Source organism: bacterium SCSIO 12696, assembly GCA_024397955.1.
Lineage (GTDB): Bacteria > Pseudomonadota > Gammaproteobacteria > Pseudomonadales > Porticoccaceae > SCSIO-12696.
Genome location: CP073744.1, coordinates 2,739,072 through 2,760,273, shown reverse-complemented (window position 1 = coordinate 2,760,273; position 21,202 = coordinate 2,739,072). Strand labels below are relative to the sequence as shown.

The following is a 21,202-nucleotide window of genomic DNA, read 5'->3' as shown; positions in this document are numbered from 1 at the left end:
CACCACATCCATAGTACAATCTGCCCCCTTTGCAAAGACCTCAAACAAGGCACACCACCATGAGCGAAACAGCAGATCGGAGCGCCGACGGCACCACCCATTTCGGTTTTGAAACCGTCAAAACCGCAGAAAAAGCCGGCAAGGTTGCCGACGTATTTCACTCCGTCGCCGCCAAATACGACCTGATGAACGACCTGATGTCCGGGGGTATTCACCGTTTGTGGAAACGCCTGACTATCGAGTTATCTGGCGTGCGTGCTGGCCACCATGTGTTGGATATCGCCGGTGGTACCGGTGATTTGAGCGCCAAATTTTCCCGTATTGTCGGCGAACAAGGCTTAGTGGTGCTCGCCGACATCAACGATTCCATGCTCAAAGTGGGCCGCGACAAGCTCATGGATAATGGCGTTACCGGCAACGTGCATTTCACTCAGGCGGACGCTCAGTACTTGCCCTACCCGGACAACAGCTTCGACTGCATCACCATTGCCTTTGGCCTGCGCAATGTCACCGACAAAGACCTGGCACTGCGCTCCATGCTGCGCGTACTCAAACCCGGCGGCCGCTTACTGGTGTTGGAGTTTTCCAAACCCACCAGTGAATTGCTGGGCAAAGCCTACGATTTCTACTCTTTTAACTTGCTGCCCAAAATGGGCCAGCTGGTGGCCAATGACGCCGACAGCTATCGCTACCTGGCAGAGTCGATTCGCATGCACCCGGACCAAAGCACATTGAAGCAAATGATGGTGGACGCCGGTTTTGACAATTGCAGCTATCACAACATGACTGGCGGCATCGTGGCACTGCACCGAGGTTTCAAGGCTTGATTGCACAGCTTCAAAGCACCGCACTGGCAGGGGCAGAAGTCGCCATCAATCGCGCCCTGCAATACGACCCTGCCACCGGTAACCGTTTGAACGAAATGGGCCCGTGCACGCTCTGCGTGGAGCTCACCTCCCCTGCCGTGGTGATTTATCTGGTTAGTCATAATGGCCAGATCCAGCTGCACAGTGAATCAGAAACCGAGCCGGACGTTCGGGTGAAAGGTTCAGCCAGTGACCTGATTGCCATGGCACTGAGTGATGACGACACTCTCGCCGGGCGCGGGGTTGAGGTACGCGGCCAGCTGGATCGATTGCAAGCCCTGAAAACCATACTTGGGGATCTGGATATCGACTGGGAAGGCGCGCTCGCCGAGCTGATTGGCGAACTCCCCGCCCACCTTGCCATCAAGGCTGCCCGCAGTGCCCATCAATGGCAACAGCAGGCCCGTCCTCGGGCCGCAGCGGTGGCCAAGAACTTTATTCAGGATGAAGCTCTGCTAATACCGGCCAAAGAGCAAGTTGCCAGCTTTGGGGCTGCGGTACGCACTCTGAGTAGCGACATGGATCGCCTTGCCGCACGGATTCGCCGCCTGCAACAACAGGTTGCTGAGCGATCGATAGTTGAGCCCTCCACCGATCAACCATCTAAGGACGCCTGAGTGAGACGTATCAGCCGCCTGGGTAAAATCATTCGAGTATTCCAGCGCCATCGCCTGGACACATTTTTCAGTGACCAACAACTGCCGCCTGCCCTGAAACTACTGGTAAAGCCTTCACAGCTACTGCGCGAGCCCAAAGCTTGCCGAGGTGAGCGCCTGCGCTTGGCACTGGAAGAACTGGGGCCGGTATTCATTAAATTCGGTCAACTGCTCAGTACCCGGCCGGATCTGGTACCACCGGATATGATTGCTGAGCTGGATAAATTACAAGATCGGGTTCCCCCTTTCGAGCCACAGCAGTTTATCGATATCGTTGAAACCGCGTTGAACGACAACGTAGACAACCTGTTTGCCGAATTTAGCCGAGAGCCATTGGCATCGGCATCGGTGGCTCAAGTGCACGCTGCCACCTTAAAAGATGGCACGGAAGTGGTGGTCAAAGCGATCCGCCCGGGGATCGAACGCACCATCGAACAAGACTTACTGCTGCTGGAAACCCTGGCCAAGCTGGTGGCGCGCACCAGCGAAGGGCGTCGCCTGCGTCCGGAAGAAATCGTTGCCGATTACCGAACCACCATTTTTGATGAGTTGAACTTGCAGCGAGAAGCCGCCAATGGCTCTTTGTTGAAACGCAATTTCGCCACAGCGGAACTGTCTGGCTTGTTGTATGTTCCGGAGGTGTATTGGCCATACTGCAACGAACAGGTGATGGTGACCGAACGCATCTACGCCACCCCGGTCACCGATGTAGATGCCCTTAAACAACAGCACACTGACTTTAAAGCACTGGCGGAACGGGGCGTAGAAATCTTTTTTACCCAGGTGTTCGATCACAATTTTTTCCACGCCGATATGCACCCGGGCAATATTTTTGTGGATGCCAGCAAACCCGCAGAGCCCCGTTATCTGGCGGTGGACTGCGCCATTATGGGCACCCTCAGTGACAACGACCAATACTATCTGGCACGGAATTTACTGGCGATTTTTCGCCGGGATTACCGCCAGGTGGCCGAGCTGCATGTACTCTCTGGCTGGGTACCGGAAGACACCCCCATCAACGAATTCACCACTGCCATCCGCGCGGTCTGTGAACCCATATTCCAGCGCCCGCTGAGCGAAATATCCTACGGCCATATTCTGGTCAGCCTGTTTCGCACCGCCCGCCGTTTTGATATGGAAATGCAGCCCTCGCTGGTATTACTGCAAAAAACCCTGCTCAACGTGGAAGGGCTTGGCCGTCAGCTCTACCCAGACCTCGATCTGTGGAATACCGCCCACCCATTTTTGGAGCGCTGGCTAAAGCGCCGGGTGAGCCCCGCAGCGATACTGGACAAAGTAAAACGCCATGGGCCCGAGTGGCTGGAGCATCTGCCGCAAATTCCACAGATGGTGTATCGATCACTGCAACAAATTGAGCGCCTGGAACAAAGCCTGCAACAACCCCGCCAACAAACTCGCCGCCACTCCGCACTGACACTGCTGGCGGGGGCACTCATCGGCGGTGCTGTGTTCAGTGCCATCACTGCCAGTTTGCCACTAGCAACCTCATTGATCTTGGCGGTCAGTGCACTGGGGCTGCTGTGGTTTAGGCGCTAGCCCATAGCCGTGTCATAATCCCCTTCGCAGACACTATCGAACAATATATCGAACAATAGCCACCATGAGTTCTCCGGATAACACATTTCTCAGCCAGGTAAAGTGGAACCAGGACGGCCTGGTTCCCGCCATTGCCCAGGATGCCAGCAGCGGCCGGGTGCTAATGATGGCCTGGATGAATAGAGAATCCCTGGCCCTGACCGCAGAACAAGGTTATGCCGTGTATTGGTCTCGCTCTCGTCAACAGCTGTGGCGCAAAGGAGAATCCTCTGGTCACCAGCAGCAAGTCAAGGAAATTCGCCTGGACTGCGATGGCGATACCGTATTGCTGCAAATTGAGCAATTGGGCGGCATTGCCTGCCACACCGGTCGCCAATCCTGTTTTTATAAGGTGCTGACTAACGAGAGTTGGCACAGTGCAGACCCGGTATTAAAAGCCCCAGACGAGATTTACAAATAACAATGAGCAACCACATACTCGATCAGCTGGACGCCATTTTGGCACAGCGGCGCAACGCGGAAGCGGAGGATTCTTACGTCGCTTCCCTGCACCACAAGGGCCTGAATAAAATTCTGGAAAAGGTGGGTGAAGAGGCCACCGAGGCCATTATCGCCGCCAAAGATGCGAAGCAGAGCGGCGACAACCGTGATCTGATTGGCGAAACTGCCGACTTGTGGTTCCACTCGCTGGTGATGCTCTCCCACCTTGGGGAAAATGCTCAATCTGTACTCGATGAATTGGAACGTCGGTTCGGCACCTCAGGGCATGAGGAAAAAGCCAGCCGTCAACAGCCGTAAAACGACTTTTTGTAAAGGGGAAAACCATGGGTTTTGGTTGGCAAGAATTATTAATTATCCTGATTATTGTGGCGCTGATTTTTGGTACCAAAAAATTGCGCTCTATTGGCAGCGATCTCGGTGGCGCGGTAAAAGGCTTTAAAAGCGCCGTTAACGAAGATCCGGAAAAGCTGGAAAAATCCGACTCTGAAACGGTGACCTCGGAATCCGCCGCCAGCGAAACCGTCGAAGAGAAAAAGTAACCGCGAACCATGTTTGATATTGGTGGTGCAGAGTTACTGGTTATTGCCGTGCTTGGGTTGATTGTTATCGGCCCCAAACGCCTGCCAGAGGTGGTGCGCGCTATCAGCCTGTGGGTGGGGCGCCTCAAACGCAGCTTGGCCAATATGAAACAGGGGCTGGAAACCGAGTTTCAATTGGATGAAGTGCGGCGCCAGCTGCACAACGAAGAAATCATGCGCCAATTGGAAGCCAGCAAACAGGAAATGCAACAAGTGGTGGAACAAGCTGACCCCAGCGATCACGACTACGAGCCGCTTCCCAGAGACGATGAGGCCGATGAGCCTGCCGCCACAGAAGAATCACCCCCGCCTAAGTCATGAGTTCTGAGCCTTCCTCTAACCAGGAAAAAGACCCTGGTATCGATGCCCAAAAGCAGCCTTTGGTCGCCCACCTGATTGAGCTCCGCGATCGCCTGCTGCGTATCGTGTTGGTAACACTGGTGCTGTTTGCCGGTTTATTTGCCTTCAGCAACGAGATTTACGAATTTGTCTCGGCACCGTTGCGGGCGGCGCTGCCAGAAAACAGCACCATGATCGCCACCAATATCACGGCGTCATTTTTCGCGCCGTTAAAGCTCACACTGGCGGTGGCACTGTTCCTGACGGTACCTTACATTCTTTCGCAAATCTGGGGTTTTATCGCACCGGGGTTGTACAACCGCGAACGCAAAATGGCATTGCCTATACTCCTTTCCAGTGTGGTTTTGTTTTACGCTGGAGTGGCTTTTGCCTATTACGTCATTTTCCCGTTGGTGTGGTGGTTTTTTTCCCACACTGGCCCCCTGAGCATCCAGATAGCACCGGACATCACCAGTTACCTGGAAATTGCTCTGAAGCTGTTTTTTGCCTTCGGCATCGCTTTTGAAATTCCCATAGCCACCATGATCCTGATTTTCTCCGGCGCTATCTCGCCGGCCAAGCTGATCAGTAAGCGCCCCTACATTGTGGTGGGCTGCTTTATTGTCGCCATGCTATTGACCCCTCCAGACCCAATCTCCCAATGCCTGTTGGCATTACCCATGTGGCTATTGTTCGAAGCCGGGGTATTTTTTGGGCGCTGGATTAAAAAAGCCCCGGACGAGGCCGAGGCTTAATCAGTAGCTTGTTATTCCCCAAACATGGGAGATAGACAAAGCGAGCTTTACAGAGGTTAATCCCTCATCCAATGGCAGGTATAACCATTGGGGAATTTCTGCAAATAATCCTGGTGATAACCTTCCGCTACCCAGAAATCCCCGGCTGGTGCTATTTCAGTCACAATCGGCTTGGGCCACTTACCGGCTTCATCCACTTCGGCAATGACTTTTTCAGCAATGGCTTTTTGCTGGTCCGAGTGATAAAAAATTGCACTGCGATACTGGCTGCCAATATCATTGCCTTGGCGGTTTAGGGTGGTGGGATCGTGCATTTTGAAAAACCAGTCGCGAAGCAGGGTTTCAAAGCTTAATACCGTGTTATCGAATTCCACCTTGATGCTTTCTGCGTGGCCTGTACTGCCCTTTTTTACATGCTCGTAAGTGGCATTACTTAACTCACCACCGGTATAACCCACGTCGGTATTGGTAACACCGGGAATGGCACGAATAATTTCTTCCATCCCCCAAAAACAGCCACCGGCCAGATAGGCCACTTCTACCGTGCTTTCCGGCACTTCAATCAGGCCTTCATCGGCAAAAGGTTGTAGGTACTGGCTGTAGCCCTGACTGGCCATGTCCGCCAGAGGGATAAACTTGAGCGCCGCAGAATTGATGCAGTAACGCAAACCACCGCGATCCCTGGGGCCATCATCAAATACGTGGCCCAAGTGCGAATCCGCCGTACTGCTGCGCACTTCGGTGCGGATCATGCCAAACGCCAGATCGCGTTTTTCAACAATTTCAGAACTTTCTATGGGCTGGGTAAAGCTGGGCCAGCCACTGCCGGACTCGAACTTATCCAGGCTGCTGAATAGGGGTTTTCCAGACACGATATCCACATAAATACCGTGGTCGTGGTTATCCCAGTATTCATTACGAAAAGCGGGTTCAGTTCCGTCTTCCTGGGTCACACGGAACTGCAACGGAGTCAGGTTTTGCTTGAGAGTATCACGGTCGGGCATTTGAAAATCACCTTTGCTGGTCGTGACTTTGAACTGCTTGCTGGAAGCGGGTGTTTGCAAATCGGCATTGCAGGCATGAAGAAACAAGCCACTGGCCATTACCAGAGCCAGGGGTAAAACAGTCTTTCCCATAGGGTTACCTTTTCGGTCAAAAACATCCGGATATCGCTATGACCGGCGAGGTAACTGAAAGTTCAGCCACAAAAAAGCCTCCCGAGGGAGGCTTTTGACAATCGTTATAACAGGCGCATCGCCATTACTGGCTGCCATCCACGATGTACTGCACCGCCGCCTTGATCTCTTCTTCTGAGCAGTCAAAGCAGTTGCCTTTGGCGGGCATGGTTTTGAAGCCGTTCCAGGCGTGATCCACCAGTGTATCCAGGCCCTGGCCAATACGAGCAGCCCAGGCACCTGCATCACCCAGTTTGGGAGCACCAGCAGCGCCAGTGGCATGACAGGCAAAGCACGACTTTTGGTAAATGTCTTCACCCGAACGAGGGCCTGATGATACAGCAGCCACCACTGGTGCGGACGCAATGGGGTCTCCTTCCATCGCCAGAGCCCCCGCTGGAGCAATGCGCTCAGCAATGGCTTGTTCCTGTTCTGCAGAGTATTCGGTTTGTTTGTCTGATCCGCAGGCGGCCAGCAATAATACTCCCAGCAATGCACCCCAGCATTTAATGTGGCTCATAATTTGGCTCCAGTTCACTGTTGTTATGCGTGTTTTGCAAGGGCGGCATTATAGCGTCAAACCGAGGCCGGTGAAATGCCGCAGCAGAGATAGACGCGCTTGTTCAATATCAGTATCATTCGCGCTCCTATGCACCCGTAGCTCAGCTGGATAGAGTGTCGGCCTCCGAAGCCGAAGGTCGCGCGTTCAAATCGCGCCGGGTGCGCCATTCAAAATCCCCTCTTTCAGCTTAACAACGCAAACGGCGCTTCTGCGGTAAAGCGCATCGGTTGGTGGCTATCCGGGTAGCAAAAAGCCAGTTCTGCGGCATGCAGTTGTAACTGGGTAGCAGCGGCTTTTGCGCGGGGGTGAGCGTAGAAGCTATCACCGAGAATGGGATGGCCCATAGCCTTCATATGCACACGCAGTTGATGGGAGCGGCCGGTATGGGGGGTTAACCGCATCAGGGTATTACCGTTACTAACACCCAGGTTTTGCCAACGGGTCAGTGACGGTTTGCCATGATCAAAGTCCACCTTTTGCAGCGGCCGGTTGGGCCAGTCACAGATCAGTGGCAAATCCACTTCGCCAGATTCCTCAGACACACATCCCCACACCCAAGCGTAATACAGTTTATCGGTTTGACGCTCCTGAAACTGCCGACTCAGGTGGCGATGTGCCTGTGCGGTAAGCGCCATCACCAAAACACCGGATGTGTCCATATCCAGGCGGTGAACCACTTGAGCTGAGGGATAATGCTGTTGCACCCGCACCAGCAGAGAATCTCGGTTTTCCGGTAATCGTCCGGGCACCGTTAACAACCCGGAAGGCTTGTTGAGCACAATCAGGTGGTCGTCACAGTAAAGGATATCCAGCGGTTGCTGGGGAGGCTGATAGTGATGGGGCGTCATTGGCTGGGGCAGTCAAGATAAAACACAGGTCAACCAAAAACGGGATGGGGAAGAAACAGCGGCTGGGCTGAACCCAGCCGCTATCCAGGTTTACTGACCGCTCACCTGTTGCAGCCACAGGTCGTCAGACTCTTCGCTGATGTCATCGAACAGGAAAGTACTCAGGTAACGCTCACCGGTATCTGGCAGCATCGCCAAAATATTGCTACCGGCTGGCGCAGTTTCCGCCACTTTCAGGGCGGTGGCAAACGTACCACCGGCAGAGATACCCACAAAAATACCTTCCTGCTGAGCCAGAGCCAGTGCGGTGTCGCGAGCCACGGTGTCATTCACCGGGATCACTTCATCAATCACTTCGCGGTTCAGTACTTCGGGAATAAAGTCCGGAGTCCAGCCCTGGATTTTGTGAGGCTGCCAGTCATTACCTGCCAACAGGGCAGCACCTTCAGGCTCGGTGCCAATCACTTTGATATCCGGGCGGGCAGCTTTCAGGACTTCACCGGTACCGGTAATAGTACCGCCAGTACCGTAGCCGCTGACGAAATAATCCAGGTTTTGGCCAGCAAAGTCGCGCAGGATTTCTGGGGCGGTGGTGTTGCGGTGGTACTCCGGGTTGGCCTGGTTTTCAAATTGACGAGCCAGGAACCAGCCATTCTTTTCCGCCAGCTCTTCCGCCAGACGCACCATACCAGTAGCGCGCTCTGCGGCAGGTGTCAGAATCACTTTGGCACCCAACGCCTTCATCAGCTTGCGACGCTCAACAGAAAAGGTTTCCACCATGGTGGCCACAAACGGGTAACCTTTGGCCGCAGCCACCATCGCCAGAGCGATACCGGTATTGCCGGATGTGGCTTCAATAATGGTTTGGCCGGGCTTCAGAATGCCCTTGCGCTCAGCATCTTCCACAATGGCAATGGCCAGGCGATCTTTCACCGATGCCAGTGGGTTAAAGGATTCCACTTTAACGAACAGGTTGACGTGATCCGGCCCCAAACGATTGACTTTAACAATCGGGGTACGGCCAATGGTTTGCAGAATATTGTCGTAGATCATCTTTGCTATCCTTTGTGTTGCGGCGGTTATGTTCGGGGCTGTGGCACTTCAAAAACCTGAAGCGCACTCAACCGGTTGCAGGGGTTCACCAAACCAAGCATAGCGCCCGGCCAGTTCGCAGACTTCACCTACCAGAATCATGGCGGGTGATTCGACCCCATAACTGGCAATCAGTTGCGGCAGGTCACGCAGTTTACCGGAAATTTGTCGCTGTCTCTCGGTCGTCGCCCGTTCGACGATAACCACGGGAGTATCCGCGGCCCGGCCGTGGGCGATCAGCTGCTCAGCAATAGTGGATGATTTTTTCAGGCCCATATAAATGGCCAGGGTTTGATCGGTACGGGCCAGCGCCTGCCAATCAATATCGGTGTTCTCTTTACCGTGGCCAGTCACCAGAATCGCTGAGTGGGCGTAGTCACGGTGGGTCAAGGGTATACCGGTATAAGCTGCGGTAGCGGCAGCCGCGGTAATGCCGGGCACCACATCGAAGCTCACCCCGGCTTGAGCCAATACTTCCAGCTCCTCGCCGCCACGGCCAAACACAAAAGGGTCCCCCCCCTTGAGACGCACTACCCGCTTACCGGACAATGCGGCATCGCGAAGCTGCTCTTGAATGTGTGTCTGACTGCAACTGTGAGCACCGGCCTTTTTGCCAACGTAAATACGTTCGGCGTCGCGACGCACTAACTCCAGTACCTCATCACTCACCAGGTTGTCGTAATAAACCACGTCGGCTGTTTGCAGCCGCTGCATAGCTTTGAGAGTCAATAATTCAGGGTCGCCAGGCCCAGCGCCCACCAGGCTGACATGACCTTTCTCAGAAACGGACTTACCGTTGAGCATCTGCAGTACGCCCTGCTCTGCTTTGTGCTTGTCGCCCTGGAACAACTGCTGGGGTACGGAAGACGACAATACTCGTTCCCAAAACTCACGACGTTGACCCGGGCGGGTAAATCGCTGTTTGACCCGATCACGCCAGTTACCCATCAACACCGCCAGTTTGCCCAGCGAGGCGGGTAAACGCGCTTCCAAGTCTGCCCTGAGGCTACGGGCCAGTACAGGCGCTTCACCGCCAGACGAGATGGCGATCTGAATGGGGTCACGGTCAATAATAGAGGGAACGATAAAGTGGCTCAGTTTGCGGTCATCCACCACATTGGCCAACAGCTGACGGGCGACCGCCGCCTGTTCTACGTTACGATTCACCGCACGATTATTGGTGGCAGCAATAACCAGCCACTTACCATCCAGATGAGTGGGCTCAAAAGCCTCAAGCTGGAGTTGAACCATGCCCTGTTGGTGCCACTGGTTTATCTGCTCACTGGCCTCAATCGCCACCACATGAATGTGGGCATTGGTTTTACGCAGCAGCTCAATTTTGCGACTGGCAACGCTGCCAGCCCCGACAACAAGAACGTGTTTGTTGTCTAAATTGGCAAAAATAGGAAAATAGTTCATAAGGCGCCAGTATGGCCATGGTAAAAGTTGAGCCAATGTAGCCATTGGTGGAACTTTCAAAAAATAATATCTTCTTATTTGTTAATATTTTTTCGTTATTACAAGGATTTACCGTTTGATATGAAACGATTGTTCATGTTAAAAATGACAAATTGATGTAAAAATACGCTTCTTTAAGATGTAACGAGAAATGCCACCTTGCCACCACAGGCAGGTGGCATTTTTTCTCCACAAACCGCCTAAGCCGCTCATTGAGGAGCAATAACTCTATGAAACTGCAGCAACTGCGCTATTTTGTCGCCATTGCCGAAAACGGTTTCAATATTACCGCTGCTTCTGAGCAGCTATATACGTCGCAACCCGGGGTCAGCAAGCAGCTAAAGCTACTTGAAGAAGAGCTTGGCCTGCGCCTGTTTTCTCGCAGCGGGAAAACATTGGACGGCATTACCCAGGCCGGAGAGCAGGTACTGGAGAAGGCCAAAACCATTCTCCGTGAGGTGGACAACATCAAGCAGCTGGCAGACGATCTGCAAAATGAACACGGCGGCGTTTTTACCATTGGCACCACACATACTCAGGCGCGCTACGTGCTGCCCGATATCATCGGCAAATTTCGCGAGCTGTACCCGGACGTGCAACTGGATTTACACCAAGGCACCAACGACCAGATTGATGAGTGGTTAAAGACCGGCCAGGTGGATTTTGCCATTGCCAGCAGCGCCCAGCCACGTCGCAATAACATGGTAACCCTGCCCTGCTACCACTGGGATCAAGCCTTGCTGGTACCTACCGATCACCCACTGGCAAAAACCAGCAGCCTTGAGCTAGAAGATGTAGTTCGCTACCCAATTGTGACTTATCTGTTCAGCTCAACAGACCGCTCTACACTGGTGGATGCGATTCGCAAAGCCGGGCTGGAACCGAATATTGCAGTGACGGCACGGGACGCAGACGTGATCAAAACTTACGTGCGTGAAGGATTGGGCATTGGCTTTGTCGCCAATATGGCTTATGACCCTAAACAGGACAATGATTTGGTGGCTATTGGCACTCACGATATCCTGCCTACCTACACCACCTGGATTGGCTTTCGGGAAGATCTGTTCCTGGGCAACTTCACTTACGACTTTATCGCCCTGCTGGCGCCCCACCTGGATCGTGACATCGTTGATAAAGCTGTACAGGAATACCGCGAGCACAAAGCCATCACCTGCATTGATGACAACAAACTGCCTTATCGTCTGATTCAGCAAACCAGTGGCAAGGTGGCATAAGGCACATTTTCGACAGCACAGTCATTTCCACAACACATAAAAAAAGCCCCGCGCAGGTGAACTGCGCGGGGCTTTTTTATTGCGTGCTGCGAATAAGTTATTGTACCTGCGCCGCTTCCACCAACTGAACACCTTTCATTTCGTTGTGGAAAGCGGATGGCTCATTGTTTTCCGCGACAACACCGGCGCGGATCACAAAGTCGCCAAAGGGCTCGGACGGCTGGCGTTCTGTAGCAAAGCGACCAAACAATTCGTCCAGTTCACCAAGGATTTCCGCCTCGTCGATATTCTCACGGTACAGCGCACTGAAACGCTGACCCCAGCGACCGGCACCCAAATACATATTGTATTTGCCAGGGCCTTTGCCGATAAAACCAATTTGCGCCAACACTGCACGGCCACAACCGTTGGGGCAGCCTTGCATACGTACGGTAATTTCTTCGTCCTGCAAGCCGTGCTCGACCAATTGCTCTTCCACTTTGCTTACCAGGCTGGGCAGGTAGCGTTCGCTCTCCGCCATGGCCAGTGAACAGGTGGGGAAGGCAACACAAGCCATGCTGTTACGGCGCACTGCAGATGTAGTTGTGCCATCCAGCAGATCGTATTGCGCCATCAGTGCTTCAATTTGAGGCCGGTCTTCAGGGGCAATATTGGCAATGATGATGTTCTGGTTCGGGGTAATACGAAAATCCCCTTTGTGCACCTTGGCCACTTCGCGCAGGCCAGTCATCAGCTGTAAGCCATCACCGTCTTTAATACGGCCATTTTCGATAAACAGGTTAACGTGCCAACGGCCATCGTAACCCTCTACCCAACCGTAACGATCACTGTTGCTGATAAATTCAAATGGACGCGCCGCTTGCAAGTCGTAACCCAAACGGTCGTTGAGTTCCTTCTTAAACCACTCGATACCGTGCTTGGCAATGGTGTACTTAAAGCGGGCCAGGCGACGGTTTACGCGGTCACCGTAATCACGCTGGATGGTGAGAATTTTTTCAGATACTTCCAAAACCTGGTCTGGCGTACAGAAACCAATCAGATCCGCCAGGCGGGCAAAGGTCTCTGGATCGCCGTGAGTCATACCCAGGCCACCACCAACAGTCACGTTGAAACCTTTGAGTTCACCTTCTTCGATAATGGCAATAAAGCCCATATCGTGGGCGTAGATATCCACATCGTTGTAGGGAGGAATGGCCACCACAGTTTTGTATTTGCGCGGCAGATAAGTCTCACCGTAGATGGGCTCTTTTTCTTTCTCCACATCCACTTTTTCACCGTCCAACCACACTTCCGCGTAAGCATTGGTGTTGGGCAGCAGGTGCTCAGAGATTTTGACTGCCCACTGGTACACCTCTTCGTGAACCTGACTTTCCACCGGGTTGGGGTTACACATTACGTTGCGGTTTACGTCGCCACAGGCGGCGATGGCGTCCACCAATACGGAATGCATGTGCTGGAACGTGGGCTTCAGGTGGTCTTTCACCACACCGTGAAACTGGAATGTCTGACGGGTAGTCAAGCGCAAGGTGTTGTTGCCAAACGCCTGGGAAATATCGTCCATCGCCAGCCACTGCTTCGGGGTGCACACACCACCGGGCATACGGGCGCGGATCATAAAGCTGTAGTAAGGCTCCAGAAACTGCTTACGGCGCTCATTGCGCAAGTCACGGTCGTCCTGCTGATAGGTACCGTGGTGCTTGAGGATATGCAGGTCTTCTTCACGAATGGCACCGGTAATGGCGTCGTCCAGGCTTTCTACCAAAGTACCGCGCAGGTGGCGGCTGTTTTCTTTCAGCCCTTCGGTGGGTGCCAATTGCACTTTTTCACTCATACTTCTGTTCTCAAAATTAGCTGGCTGTAATGTCGTTGCTTGCCTTGTTTACGATCGCAAAGATCAATAAACGTCACGCTGGTAACGACCGTCGCGCTTCAACTGTTTCACGTAATCGCTGGCGAAATCCGCACCCTCACCGCTTTGCTCGGCAATAATCTGGTGCAGGGTTTCATCCACCGCTTTGGCCATATTCTGCTGGTCGCCACACACGTAAAAGTGCGCGCCACGCTGTAACCACTCGTACAGGTCGGCGGCGTTTTCGCTCATGCGATGCTGCACGTACACTTTTTCTTTCTGGTCGCGAGAAAACGCCAGATCGATGCGAGTCAGCAGGCCAGATTTGTCCCAGCCCTGCCAGTCAGTCTGGTAGAGGAAGTCACTGACAAAGTACGGGTTGCCAAAAAACAGCCAGTTGTCACCGCTGTCACCATTGGCATCACGCTCCTGCATAAAGCTGCGGAACGGAGCCACACCGGTACCGGGGCCAACCATAATAATCGGGGTGTCGCCATTCTCAGGCAGTTTGAAGTGGCGATTGTGCTCCACGTATACACGCACCTGATCGCTCTCTTCGATATTGGCAAGGTAGTTGGAAGCCGCACCGTAACGAACCTGGCCTTCACGTTCATCAGCAACCAAACCAACAGTCAGGTGAACTTCTTCGTCCACTTCGGTGCTACTGGAAGCGATGGAATACAAGCGCGGGGTAAGCGCAGGCAATTGATCCACCAATTGCTGGGGCTGCCACTGACGAGGCGCGAGGCGTAACAATTCCACAATTTGGGTACTGCGCATAAACGCAATCAATTCTTTGCGCTCGCCGTTCAGTAATTGTTGCAACTGTTCACTGTCTGCAGACAACTGCTCGAGAACACTTTTGGAAACCTGTGTCAGTTCACGGCGATTTTTCAGGGCGTCACGCAGGCTGAGTTCTGCATCATCGATGCTAACCGTTGCATCGCCATCCAGTTCAGTTACTTGCAGAATTTCATCCACCAGCTCATCTGTGTTGACGGGCCAAACCCCAAGGGCGTCACCGGGCTGGTATTGCAGGCCAGACTCTTCCAGGGAAATTTCTACGTGCTGGATGGTTTTGTCAGAACCGCGACCAGTAATGCCAATGCTGGTAATTACCTCAGCGGTAAACGGCTCAAACTTGCTCCACGTGGGCGCTGCCACATCGGCACCGCCAACCACACTCAGTTTGGGACGGCTTACGGGCTTTTTCAGTTGCTCAGCCACTTCCTGCCACTGGCTGATCCATTGGGTCTGTTCGCCACTGTAATCGACGTCGGCGTCAATTCTGGCGTGAGTACGTTCACCACCCAGCTCAGCCAGACGCTCATCAAACTCTTTACCGGTTTGGCAAAATTGTTCGTAAGTGGAATCGCCCAAGCCCAGAACGCTGAACTTAAGGCCATCCAGTTTGGGGGCTTTTTTGGAGAACAAAAACTCGTGGAATGCCAGTGCATCGTCCGGTGGGTCACCCTCACCCTGAGTGCTCACTACCAGTGCAATATATTGCTCTTTTTTCAAATTTCTGGGGTTGTAATCTGCCATGTCCTGCAGCACAACTCGATAACCCTTGCTTTCCAGCTCGCCGAAAAGCGCACTGGCAACGCCGCTGGCGTTACCGGTTTGAGAACCGAATAAAACGGTAATTTGAGGCTGCTCTGCAGCTTCTTCATGGGCATCAAATGCTTGGTCCTGGGCAACACCAGACTCTTTACCAGCACTGGCCAAACCGGCCAGGTAGCCGCTCAACCAAAGGGTTTGTTCGACGGACAGATCGCCCACCGCTGAGCGGATAAGTTCAACTTGGTCATTGCTCAACGGCCCTGACAGTTGCTGCAAAATGTTTGAAGGCATCAGCGAAACCTACGGCTAATATTAGGGAGGCGTAACCTTAGACACCTGCCCCTGACAACAGAACGAAGTAATAGCGATACAGAAATAACAAGCTGTTATATGGCAACAGTGAACTTTTGACCTAATGGGTTATCCATCAAGCCGCCCTGCCTGACGCACATAACGATCACAAAAAACTCGGCGAGAATAACCAAATGAACACACTGAAAAACATTCTCGGGAAAAAACTTTCCTATATTACGTAGCCTGGTGACGATTCTTCCTCGCGCAAAAAGTCAGCGGCATCGATACCAGGGATTGTAGTACGCCGCGCTTGCATACCAGCATCATCCAATGCCTGCTGGAGGCAGCGCACTTGTAATTCCAGGGCCCGGGAATGTCGCAGCATACTGCTGACCACTTGAGCGACCGGATCGCCTGCAGCATCCGCTTCACCATAGGCGCGAAAACCAATCAACTCCTCAACACGGGCTTTGGAATCGTCTTTCTGGCTTTCGAGCGGCTTGCTTTTGACCACGTGCCCGGGAATACCGACAACGGTTTCGCCGTCACCCACCGGCTTAACAACCACCGAATTACAACCCACACGGGCACCATCACCAATGGTTATTGGGCCCAGTATTTTGGCACCAGCACCAATCACAACGTTATTGCCCAGAGTTGGGTGGCGTTTACCACTGCCCCAACTGGTGCCTCCCAAAGTAACCCCATGGTAAAGAGTGCAGTCATCTCCCACCTCTGCGGTTTCGCCAATTACTACACCGCTGGCATGATCGATAAAAAAGCGGCGGCCGATTACTGCGCCGGGGTGAATTTCCACACCGGTAAACAAGCGCACAATATTAGCCAGAATTCTGGCGGGCCAGCGCAACTTTTTATTCCAAAGCCAGTGATTCAGCCGATGCCACCAAACCGCTTGCAAACCGGGGTACAACAATAAAATTTCCAAGGCGCTGCGCGCCGCTGGGTCTCGGGCGAACACACTCTGAATATCGTCACGAATAGTTTTCAACATGGTATTACCTGCACACGAACTGGTCGAAAAGCCTTTCAAGCCGTATAAAACACACGACAAAACCCTATAAAAACAAGGGCCTTAACACAAAAAACCAACGCGCTTTTTCAATAAACCTCAACCGGCAAGTTGGATTTTTATTTCTTTGGCTAACCAAATGGTAGGTCTTTATATCAGCGGTTTTTTACAATGCGGAATTATTTACAGTTATATCCCAAGAACCGTTGACTATTAACTTGCCACAAACTCAAGCATCACATTGGCTATATAAACAGTAGGCACAAACTGATCCTGCCACAGCAAAAAGGTTGCATAGCCTTTTGATCTAACTTTAGAACTGCAAGTCATTCCCGGATTTTTTAAAAAGTTGCTATAAAGTGCACCCTGTCGATAAGCCCGAATGATTTCAGGAAAACAGATGACAACGAATGACTCGCTTTCTGCCGCCAATATTGATTCGCAGAAGCTGACTCACCTACAACAATTGGAGGCTGAGTCCATACACATTATTCGCGAAGTGGTTGCGGACTTTGAAAACCCGGTGATGCTCTATTCCATCGGCAAAGATTCCGCCGTGATGCTGCACTTGGCGAAAAAGGCGTTTTTCCCCGGCAAGCCACCGTTTCCGTTGATGCACATCGACACCACTTGGAAATTCCGCGAAATGATTGAGTTTCGTGATCGTGCAGCCAAAGAAGCGGGTATGGAGCTGATTACCCACACCAACCAGGAAGGCCTGGCAGCGGGTATCAATCCGTTTGAGCACGGCAGCAAGTACACCGACATCATGAAAACCGATGCACTCAAACAAGCATTGAGCATGCACCAGTTTGATGCCGCCTTCGGTGGCGCACGCCGCGACGAGGAAAAGTCTCGCGCTAAAGAGCGGGTTTATTCATTCCGTGACAAGCACCATCGCTGGGATCCAAAGAACCAGCGCCCGGAGCTTTGGAAGCTGTATAACGGCCGCCACAACAAAGGTGAATCGATTCGGGTATTCCCACTTTCAAACTGGACCGAGCTGGATATTTGGCAGTACATCTATAAAGAGCACATCGAACTGGTGCCACTGTATTTTGCTGCGCCGCGCCCGGTTATTGAGCGCGATGGCTCGTTAATTATGGTTGACGATGAGCGCCTGCAGCCCCGCCCTCAAGAAGTGCTGAAGGAAGAATGGGTACGCTTTAGAACTTTGGGTTGCTACCCACTGACTGCTGCGGTTCCGTCGCGAGCCACCACACTTCAGGAAATTATTCAGGAATTGTTGGTTGCCAACACATCGGAACGTTCCGGCCGGGTTATTGATCACGACCAGTCGGCGTCCATGGAAAAGAAAAAACGCGAAGGCTACTTTTAAATTTCACAGTTTATCGACAGTTCACAAACTATCGTTTAACTGATTAGACATCACCTTTAAAAAGGTAACAAAAATGAACGCGCATACGGCACTGATTCAAACCAACGTTGAAGCCTATCTGCAACAACACGAGCAGAAAGACATACTCCGCTTTATTACTTGCGGCAGCGTTGACGATGGTAAATCGACCCTGATCGGGCGCATGTTGCACGACTCCAAAACCGTTTACCAGGATCAACTGGCGGCGATTGAGAAAGACAGCAAAACCGTGGGCACCACCGGTGAAGCCGCCGATTTGGCACTGCTGGTAGACGGCCTGCAATCAGAGCGCGAACAAGGCATTACCATCGATGTTGCCTACCGTTACTTTTCTTCTGAATTGCGCAAATTTATTATTGCCGACACTCCGGGACACGAACAATACACCCGCAATATGGCTACGGGCGCATCGTCTGCCGACCTTGCGGTACTGTTGATCGACGCCCGTTACGGGGTGCAGGCACAGACCCGCCGCCACAGTTACATTTGTTCACTGCTGGGTATTCGCCATTTTGTGGTTGCGATCAACAAAATGGACCTGGTGGACTACAGCGAAACCGTTTTTGAAAACATCAAAAATGAATTCCAGGCTTTGGCAGAACGCTTTCCGCAAGTGGAAAACTATTTTGTGCCACTGTCTGCTCTGGCAGGAGACAACGTTGTTCAGGCGAGCAACCATATGCCTTGGTATCAAGGTGACACCCTGCTCGGCTTGCTCAACCACATTGACGTCAGCGTTGAATCTCAGGCAGAAGAGTTGCGACTGCCTGTGCAATACGTTAACCGCCCTCACCTCAATTTCCGCGGTTACTGCGGCACACTGGCGTCAGGCGAACTGCACACCGGCCAGGTAGTCACCGCACTGCCTTCCGGCCAAACAAGCACCGTAAAAGAAATTTTGGTGGGCAACCAGGCCGTTGCCAAAGCTATTCCCGGACAAGCTCTGACCGTTACCCTGAACGACGAAATTGATATTTCCCGTGGTGACCAAATTGTCGGTGAGCAACACCAGGCCACCATCAGCGACGAATTCAAGGCGCACATAGTGTGGATGAATGAAGACGAGCTGGTTCCTGGCAAACGCTACGATTTCAAAATGGGTACTCGCTATATCAGTGGCACTGTCTCTGCACTGGACTGGCAGTTGGATATCAACTCTCTGGAAAAGCAAAATGCCAGTGAGCTGCCACTGAACGGCATCGGCGAGGCACACATCAGCTTGACCGAAGCAGTGGTGTACGACACTTACCAAAGCAACCGCACCACCGGTAGCTTTGTGGTAATTGATCGCTTGACCAACGCTACCGTTGGCGCAGGTATGATTTCCAAAGTGCTGGACAAAAAGACCGATGATACTGCCGACAATGTGGATCAGTTCGCCAGCGAAGTGACTCCGCAAATGCGTGCATCCATCAAACCACACAACAGCCGCTGTGTGTGGACCAGCAACCTCACCGATGGCCATCGCATGGAGGTGGCATTGCACAGGCAAGGCTTCCACACCTACTTGCTGGATCTCAACTACGACTCTCCAGCCGCTTTGAAACCATTGCTGGAAGCCGGTTTGATTGTGGTCGTGGTCAGCAACAGCAGAGATCTGGAAACCATTAAAACAGCATTGCAGTGCTGCTCATTAACTGAACTGCCCAATGATCGTATTGATACCGCAATGATTGATTCGGTCATTCAACAATGCAGTAAGGACTAATTGTCGAGAGACAATTGCTGGGTTAATGACCAAGTAGAGTACTGCTGAAAAACAAAAAGGCCGCTGCAATGACAATTGCAGCGGCCTTTTTGTTTTATGTTTGCTCGTTATTCAAAAGGGTGGCGAAGCAAAATGGTTTCCACACGATCCGGCCCGGTAGACACAATATCAATGGGCGCACCCACTAGCTCTTCCAGGCGTTTGATGTAATCTCGGGCCGCCTGAGGCAGTGCATCCAGAGATTTCGCCCCAAAGGTGTTTTCGCTCCAACCGGGCATTTCTTCATACACCGGAACCACCTGAGCCCAATCGTCAGAGTCATTGGGCATAGTCAATGGGTTACCAGCGGCATCTTTGTAGCCCACACAAATATTAATGGTCTCCAGGCCATCGAGTACATCCAGTTTGGTCAGGCAAAGGCCGGAAATGCTGTTGATACGAATAGCGTGTTTTACCGCCACCGCATCAAACCAACCACAACGGCGCTCGCGGCCCGTAGTGGTACCAAACTCATGGCCTTTCTCACCCAAGTGCTTACCGATGTCACAACCCAGTTCGGTAGGGAATGGCCCTGAACCAACACGGGTGGTGTAGGCCTTGGTGATACCCAGCACATAGTCCAGGTACAAAGGGCCGAAGCCGGAGCCAGTGGCGGTGCCGCCAGCGGTGGTATTGGAGGAAGTTACAAACGGATAAGTACCGTGGTCAATATCCAGCAGAGAGCCTTGCGCGCCCTCAAAGAGAATATTTTCACCGGCTTCACGAGCACCGTGCAAAATGTCAGTCACATCCGCCAACAGAGGCTTAAGCTCTTCTCCCCAGGCCAACGCCTGATCCAAAGTGGCCTGGTAATCCACAGCATCCACCTGAAAGTAGTTGGTCAACGCAAAGTTGTGGTATTCCATAACTACTTTCAGTTTGTCAGCAAAACGCTGTGGGTGCATCAGGTCGCCAAAGCGCAGGCCACGACGGGCGACTTTGTCTTCATAAGCAGGGCCAATACCGCGGCCAGTAGTGCCGATCTTGCGCTTGCCACGGGCCAACTCACGGGCCTGATCCAGTGCAACGTGGTAGGGAAGGATCAGCGGGCAAGCAGGGGAAATTTTGAGTCGCTGTCGCACAGGAACGTCCCGCTCTTCCAGCATGGCTATTTCTTTCAGTAGCGCATCGGGGGCCAATACCACACCATTGCCGATAACACAGGAAACATCATCGCGGAGAATGCCTGAAGGTATCAGGTGAAGTGCGGTTTTCACGCCCTCAATAACCAGAGTATGGCCGGCGTTGTGGCCCCCTTGAAAACGGGCCACCAGAGAGGCCTGATCGGTCAGCAAGTCAACAATTTTACCCTTGCCTTCATCACCCCATTGGGTGCCCAGCACGACTACATTTTTGCCCATCGTGTACAAATGCTCCAAAGAAATTGAATCTGTAATAACTGAACTATCGAATAAGAAACAGCAGGCCAGCACCGATTAGCATGCTCACCAAGCCCATAATGCGCATTGATCGATCATCTACCTGGGCCAACATCTTCGCCATATTGCGCCAGCGATCCGGCGCCAGGAAAGGGATAATACCCTCCAGCACCAACATCAAGCAGATCGCTTGCAACAGACTTTGCCAAAACGTCATTGAACCGCCTTGCCCCTATGATGATCGCCCGGGTTTACTTTACCCACAAAAAAACCGGGGTTACCCGGTTGCGCGATTCTAGCATAGGCTGGATAGTGGGCCAAAAGAAAAGAGGCGGCCAAA

The 21,202-nt window shown here is 52.6% G+C and carries 21 protein-coding genes and 1 tRNA gene; 12 read left to right on the top strand and 10 right to left on the bottom strand.

Annotated features, from left to right (window positions below):
* Positions 1-59: 59 nt before the first annotated feature.
* From ubiE to tatC, 8 genes are all read left to right on the top strand, one after another.
* Positions 60-827, top strand: coding sequence for a bifunctional demethylmenaquinone methyltransferase/2-methoxy-6-polyprenyl-1,4-benzoquinol methylase UbiE (gene ubiE / locus KFE80_12765; protein ID UTW45215.1), 768 nt, complete (start codon positions 60-62; stop codon positions 825-827).
* Entirely contained in the window at positions 824-1,483 is a 660-nt protein-coding gene (locus KFE80_12760; protein ID UTW45214.1) for an SCP2 sterol-binding domain-containing protein, read from the top strand. Before ubiE ends, KFE80_12760 begins: the two co-directional genes overlap by 4 nt.
* The gene (ubiB, locus tag KFE80_12755; protein UTW45213.1) at positions 1,484-3,079 is read left to right on the top strand and encodes a ubiquinone biosynthesis regulatory protein kinase UbiB; all 1,596 of its coding nucleotides are present in this window, start codon (positions 1,484-1,486) and stop codon (positions 3,077-3,079) included.
* 64 nt (positions 3,080-3,143) lie between these two features.
* Positions 3,144-3,539, top strand: a complete 396-nt coding sequence (gene hisI, locus KFE80_12750) for a phosphoribosyl-AMP cyclohydrolase (GenBank protein UTW45212.1) — start codon at positions 3,144-3,146, stop codon at positions 3,537-3,539.
* A 2-nt stretch (positions 3,540-3,541) separates the two neighbouring features.
* On the top strand, positions 3,542-3,877 hold the full coding sequence (locus tag KFE80_12745) for a phosphoribosyl-ATP diphosphatase (protein ID UTW45211.1): 336 nt from the start codon (positions 3,542-3,544) through the stop codon (positions 3,875-3,877).
* A 26-nt stretch (positions 3,878-3,903) separates the two neighbouring features.
* Entirely contained in the window at positions 3,904-4,119 is a 216-nt protein-coding gene (gene tatA / locus KFE80_12740; GenBank protein UTW45210.1) for a twin-arginine translocase TatA/TatE family subunit, read from the top strand.
* A gap of 9 nt (positions 4,120-4,128) precedes the next feature.
* Positions 4,129-4,479: a twin-arginine translocase subunit TatB gene (tatB, locus tag KFE80_12735; protein UTW45209.1), complete on the top strand. Its 351-nt coding sequence runs from the start codon at positions 4,129-4,131 to the stop codon at positions 4,477-4,479.
* Entirely contained in the window at positions 4,476-5,252 is a 777-nt protein-coding gene (gene tatC, locus KFE80_12730) for a twin-arginine translocase subunit TatC (protein ID UTW45208.1), read from the top strand. The genes tatB and tatC overlap by 4 nt, the downstream gene beginning before the upstream one ends.
* 56 nt (positions 5,253-5,308) lie before the next feature.
* Here tatC and KFE80_12725 read toward each other — a convergent pair whose 3' ends face one another.
* The gene (locus tag KFE80_12725; protein UTW45207.1) at positions 5,309-6,388 is read right to left on the bottom strand and encodes a bifunctional methionine sulfoxide reductase B/A protein; all 1,080 of its coding nucleotides are present in this window, start codon (positions 6,386-6,388) and stop codon (positions 5,309-5,311) included.
* A gap of 124 nt (positions 6,389-6,512) precedes the next feature.
* Positions 6,513-6,947, bottom strand: a complete 435-nt coding sequence (locus tag KFE80_12720; GenBank protein ID UTW45206.1) for a cytochrome c5 family protein — start codon at positions 6,945-6,947, stop codon at positions 6,513-6,515.
* Between the two features lie 131 nt (positions 6,948-7,078).
* Between KFE80_12720 and KFE80_12715 the strand changes: the two genes are divergently transcribed.
* Positions 7,079-7,155, top strand: a tRNA-Arg gene (locus KFE80_12715).
* Positions 7,156-7,171: 16 nt separating this feature from the next.
* Here KFE80_12715 and KFE80_12710 read toward each other — a convergent pair.
* The 3 genes from KFE80_12710 to cobA form a co-directional block, all read right to left on the bottom strand.
* Entirely contained in the window at positions 7,172-7,837 is a 666-nt protein-coding gene (locus tag KFE80_12710; protein UTW45205.1) for an RluA family pseudouridine synthase, read from the bottom strand.
* Positions 7,838-7,927: 90 nt separating this feature from the next.
* Positions 7,928-8,890, bottom strand: coding sequence for a cysteine synthase A (cysK, locus tag KFE80_12705; protein ID UTW45204.1), 963 nt, complete (start codon positions 8,888-8,890; stop codon positions 7,928-7,930).
* Between the two features lie 48 nt (positions 8,891-8,938).
* The gene (gene cobA / locus KFE80_12700) at positions 8,939-10,348 is read right to left on the bottom strand and encodes a uroporphyrinogen-III C-methyltransferase (GenBank protein UTW45203.1); all 1,410 of its coding nucleotides are present in this window, start codon (positions 10,346-10,348) and stop codon (positions 8,939-8,941) included.
* Positions 10,349-10,617: 269 nt separating this feature from the next.
* Between cobA and KFE80_12695 the strand changes: the two genes are divergently transcribed.
* A complete protein-coding gene (locus tag KFE80_12695; protein ID UTW45202.1) occupies positions 10,618-11,622 on the top strand; it encodes a LysR family transcriptional regulator in 1,005 nt (334 codons plus the stop codon).
* 97 nt (positions 11,623-11,719) lie between these two features.
* On the opposite strand, the gene cysI is transcribed toward KFE80_12695, so the two are convergent.
* From cysI to cysE, 3 genes are all read right to left on the bottom strand, one after another.
* Positions 11,720-13,453, bottom strand: a complete 1,734-nt coding sequence (gene cysI, locus KFE80_12690; GenBank protein ID UTW45201.1) for an assimilatory sulfite reductase (NADPH) hemoprotein subunit — start codon at positions 13,451-13,453, stop codon at positions 11,720-11,722.
* A 63-nt stretch (positions 13,454-13,516) separates the two neighbouring features.
* Positions 13,517-15,325 carry an assimilatory sulfite reductase (NADPH) flavoprotein subunit gene (locus KFE80_12685; GenBank protein ID UTW45200.1) on the bottom strand — a complete coding sequence of 603 codons (1,809 nt, stop codon included), beginning with the start codon at positions 15,323-15,325 and terminating at the stop codon, positions 13,517-13,519.
* 232 nt (positions 15,326-15,557) lie between these two features.
* Complete coding sequence (cysE, locus tag KFE80_12680) at positions 15,558-16,340, bottom strand: serine O-acetyltransferase (protein UTW45199.1); 783 nt, start codon at positions 16,338-16,340, stop codon at positions 15,558-15,560.
* A gap of 418 nt (positions 16,341-16,758) precedes the next feature.
* On the opposite strand from cysE, the gene cysD reads away from it, so the two are divergent.
* Entirely contained in the window at positions 16,759-17,697 is a 939-nt protein-coding gene (gene cysD, locus KFE80_12675; protein UTW45198.1) for a sulfate adenylyltransferase subunit CysD, read from the top strand.
* Between the two features lie 73 nt (positions 17,698-17,770).
* Positions 17,771-19,444 carry a sulfate adenylyltransferase subunit CysN gene (cysN, locus tag KFE80_12670; protein ID UTW45197.1) on the top strand — a complete coding sequence of 558 codons (1,674 nt, stop codon included), beginning with the start codon at positions 17,771-17,773 and terminating at the stop codon, positions 19,442-19,444.
* Positions 19,445-19,551: 107 nt separating this feature from the next.
* Here the strand turns inward: cysN and KFE80_12665 are convergent, their stop codons facing one another.
* Positions 19,552-20,844, bottom strand: a complete 1,293-nt coding sequence (locus tag KFE80_12665; protein UTW45196.1) for an adenylosuccinate synthase — start codon at positions 20,842-20,844, stop codon at positions 19,552-19,554.
* A 43-nt stretch (positions 20,845-20,887) separates the two neighbouring features.
* Positions 20,888-21,079 (bottom strand): DUF2065 domain-containing protein, encoded by a 192-nt coding sequence (locus tag KFE80_12660; protein UTW45195.1) that lies wholly within the window; start codon positions 21,077-21,079, stop codon positions 20,888-20,890.
* Positions 21,080-21,202: the final 123 nt, after the last annotated feature.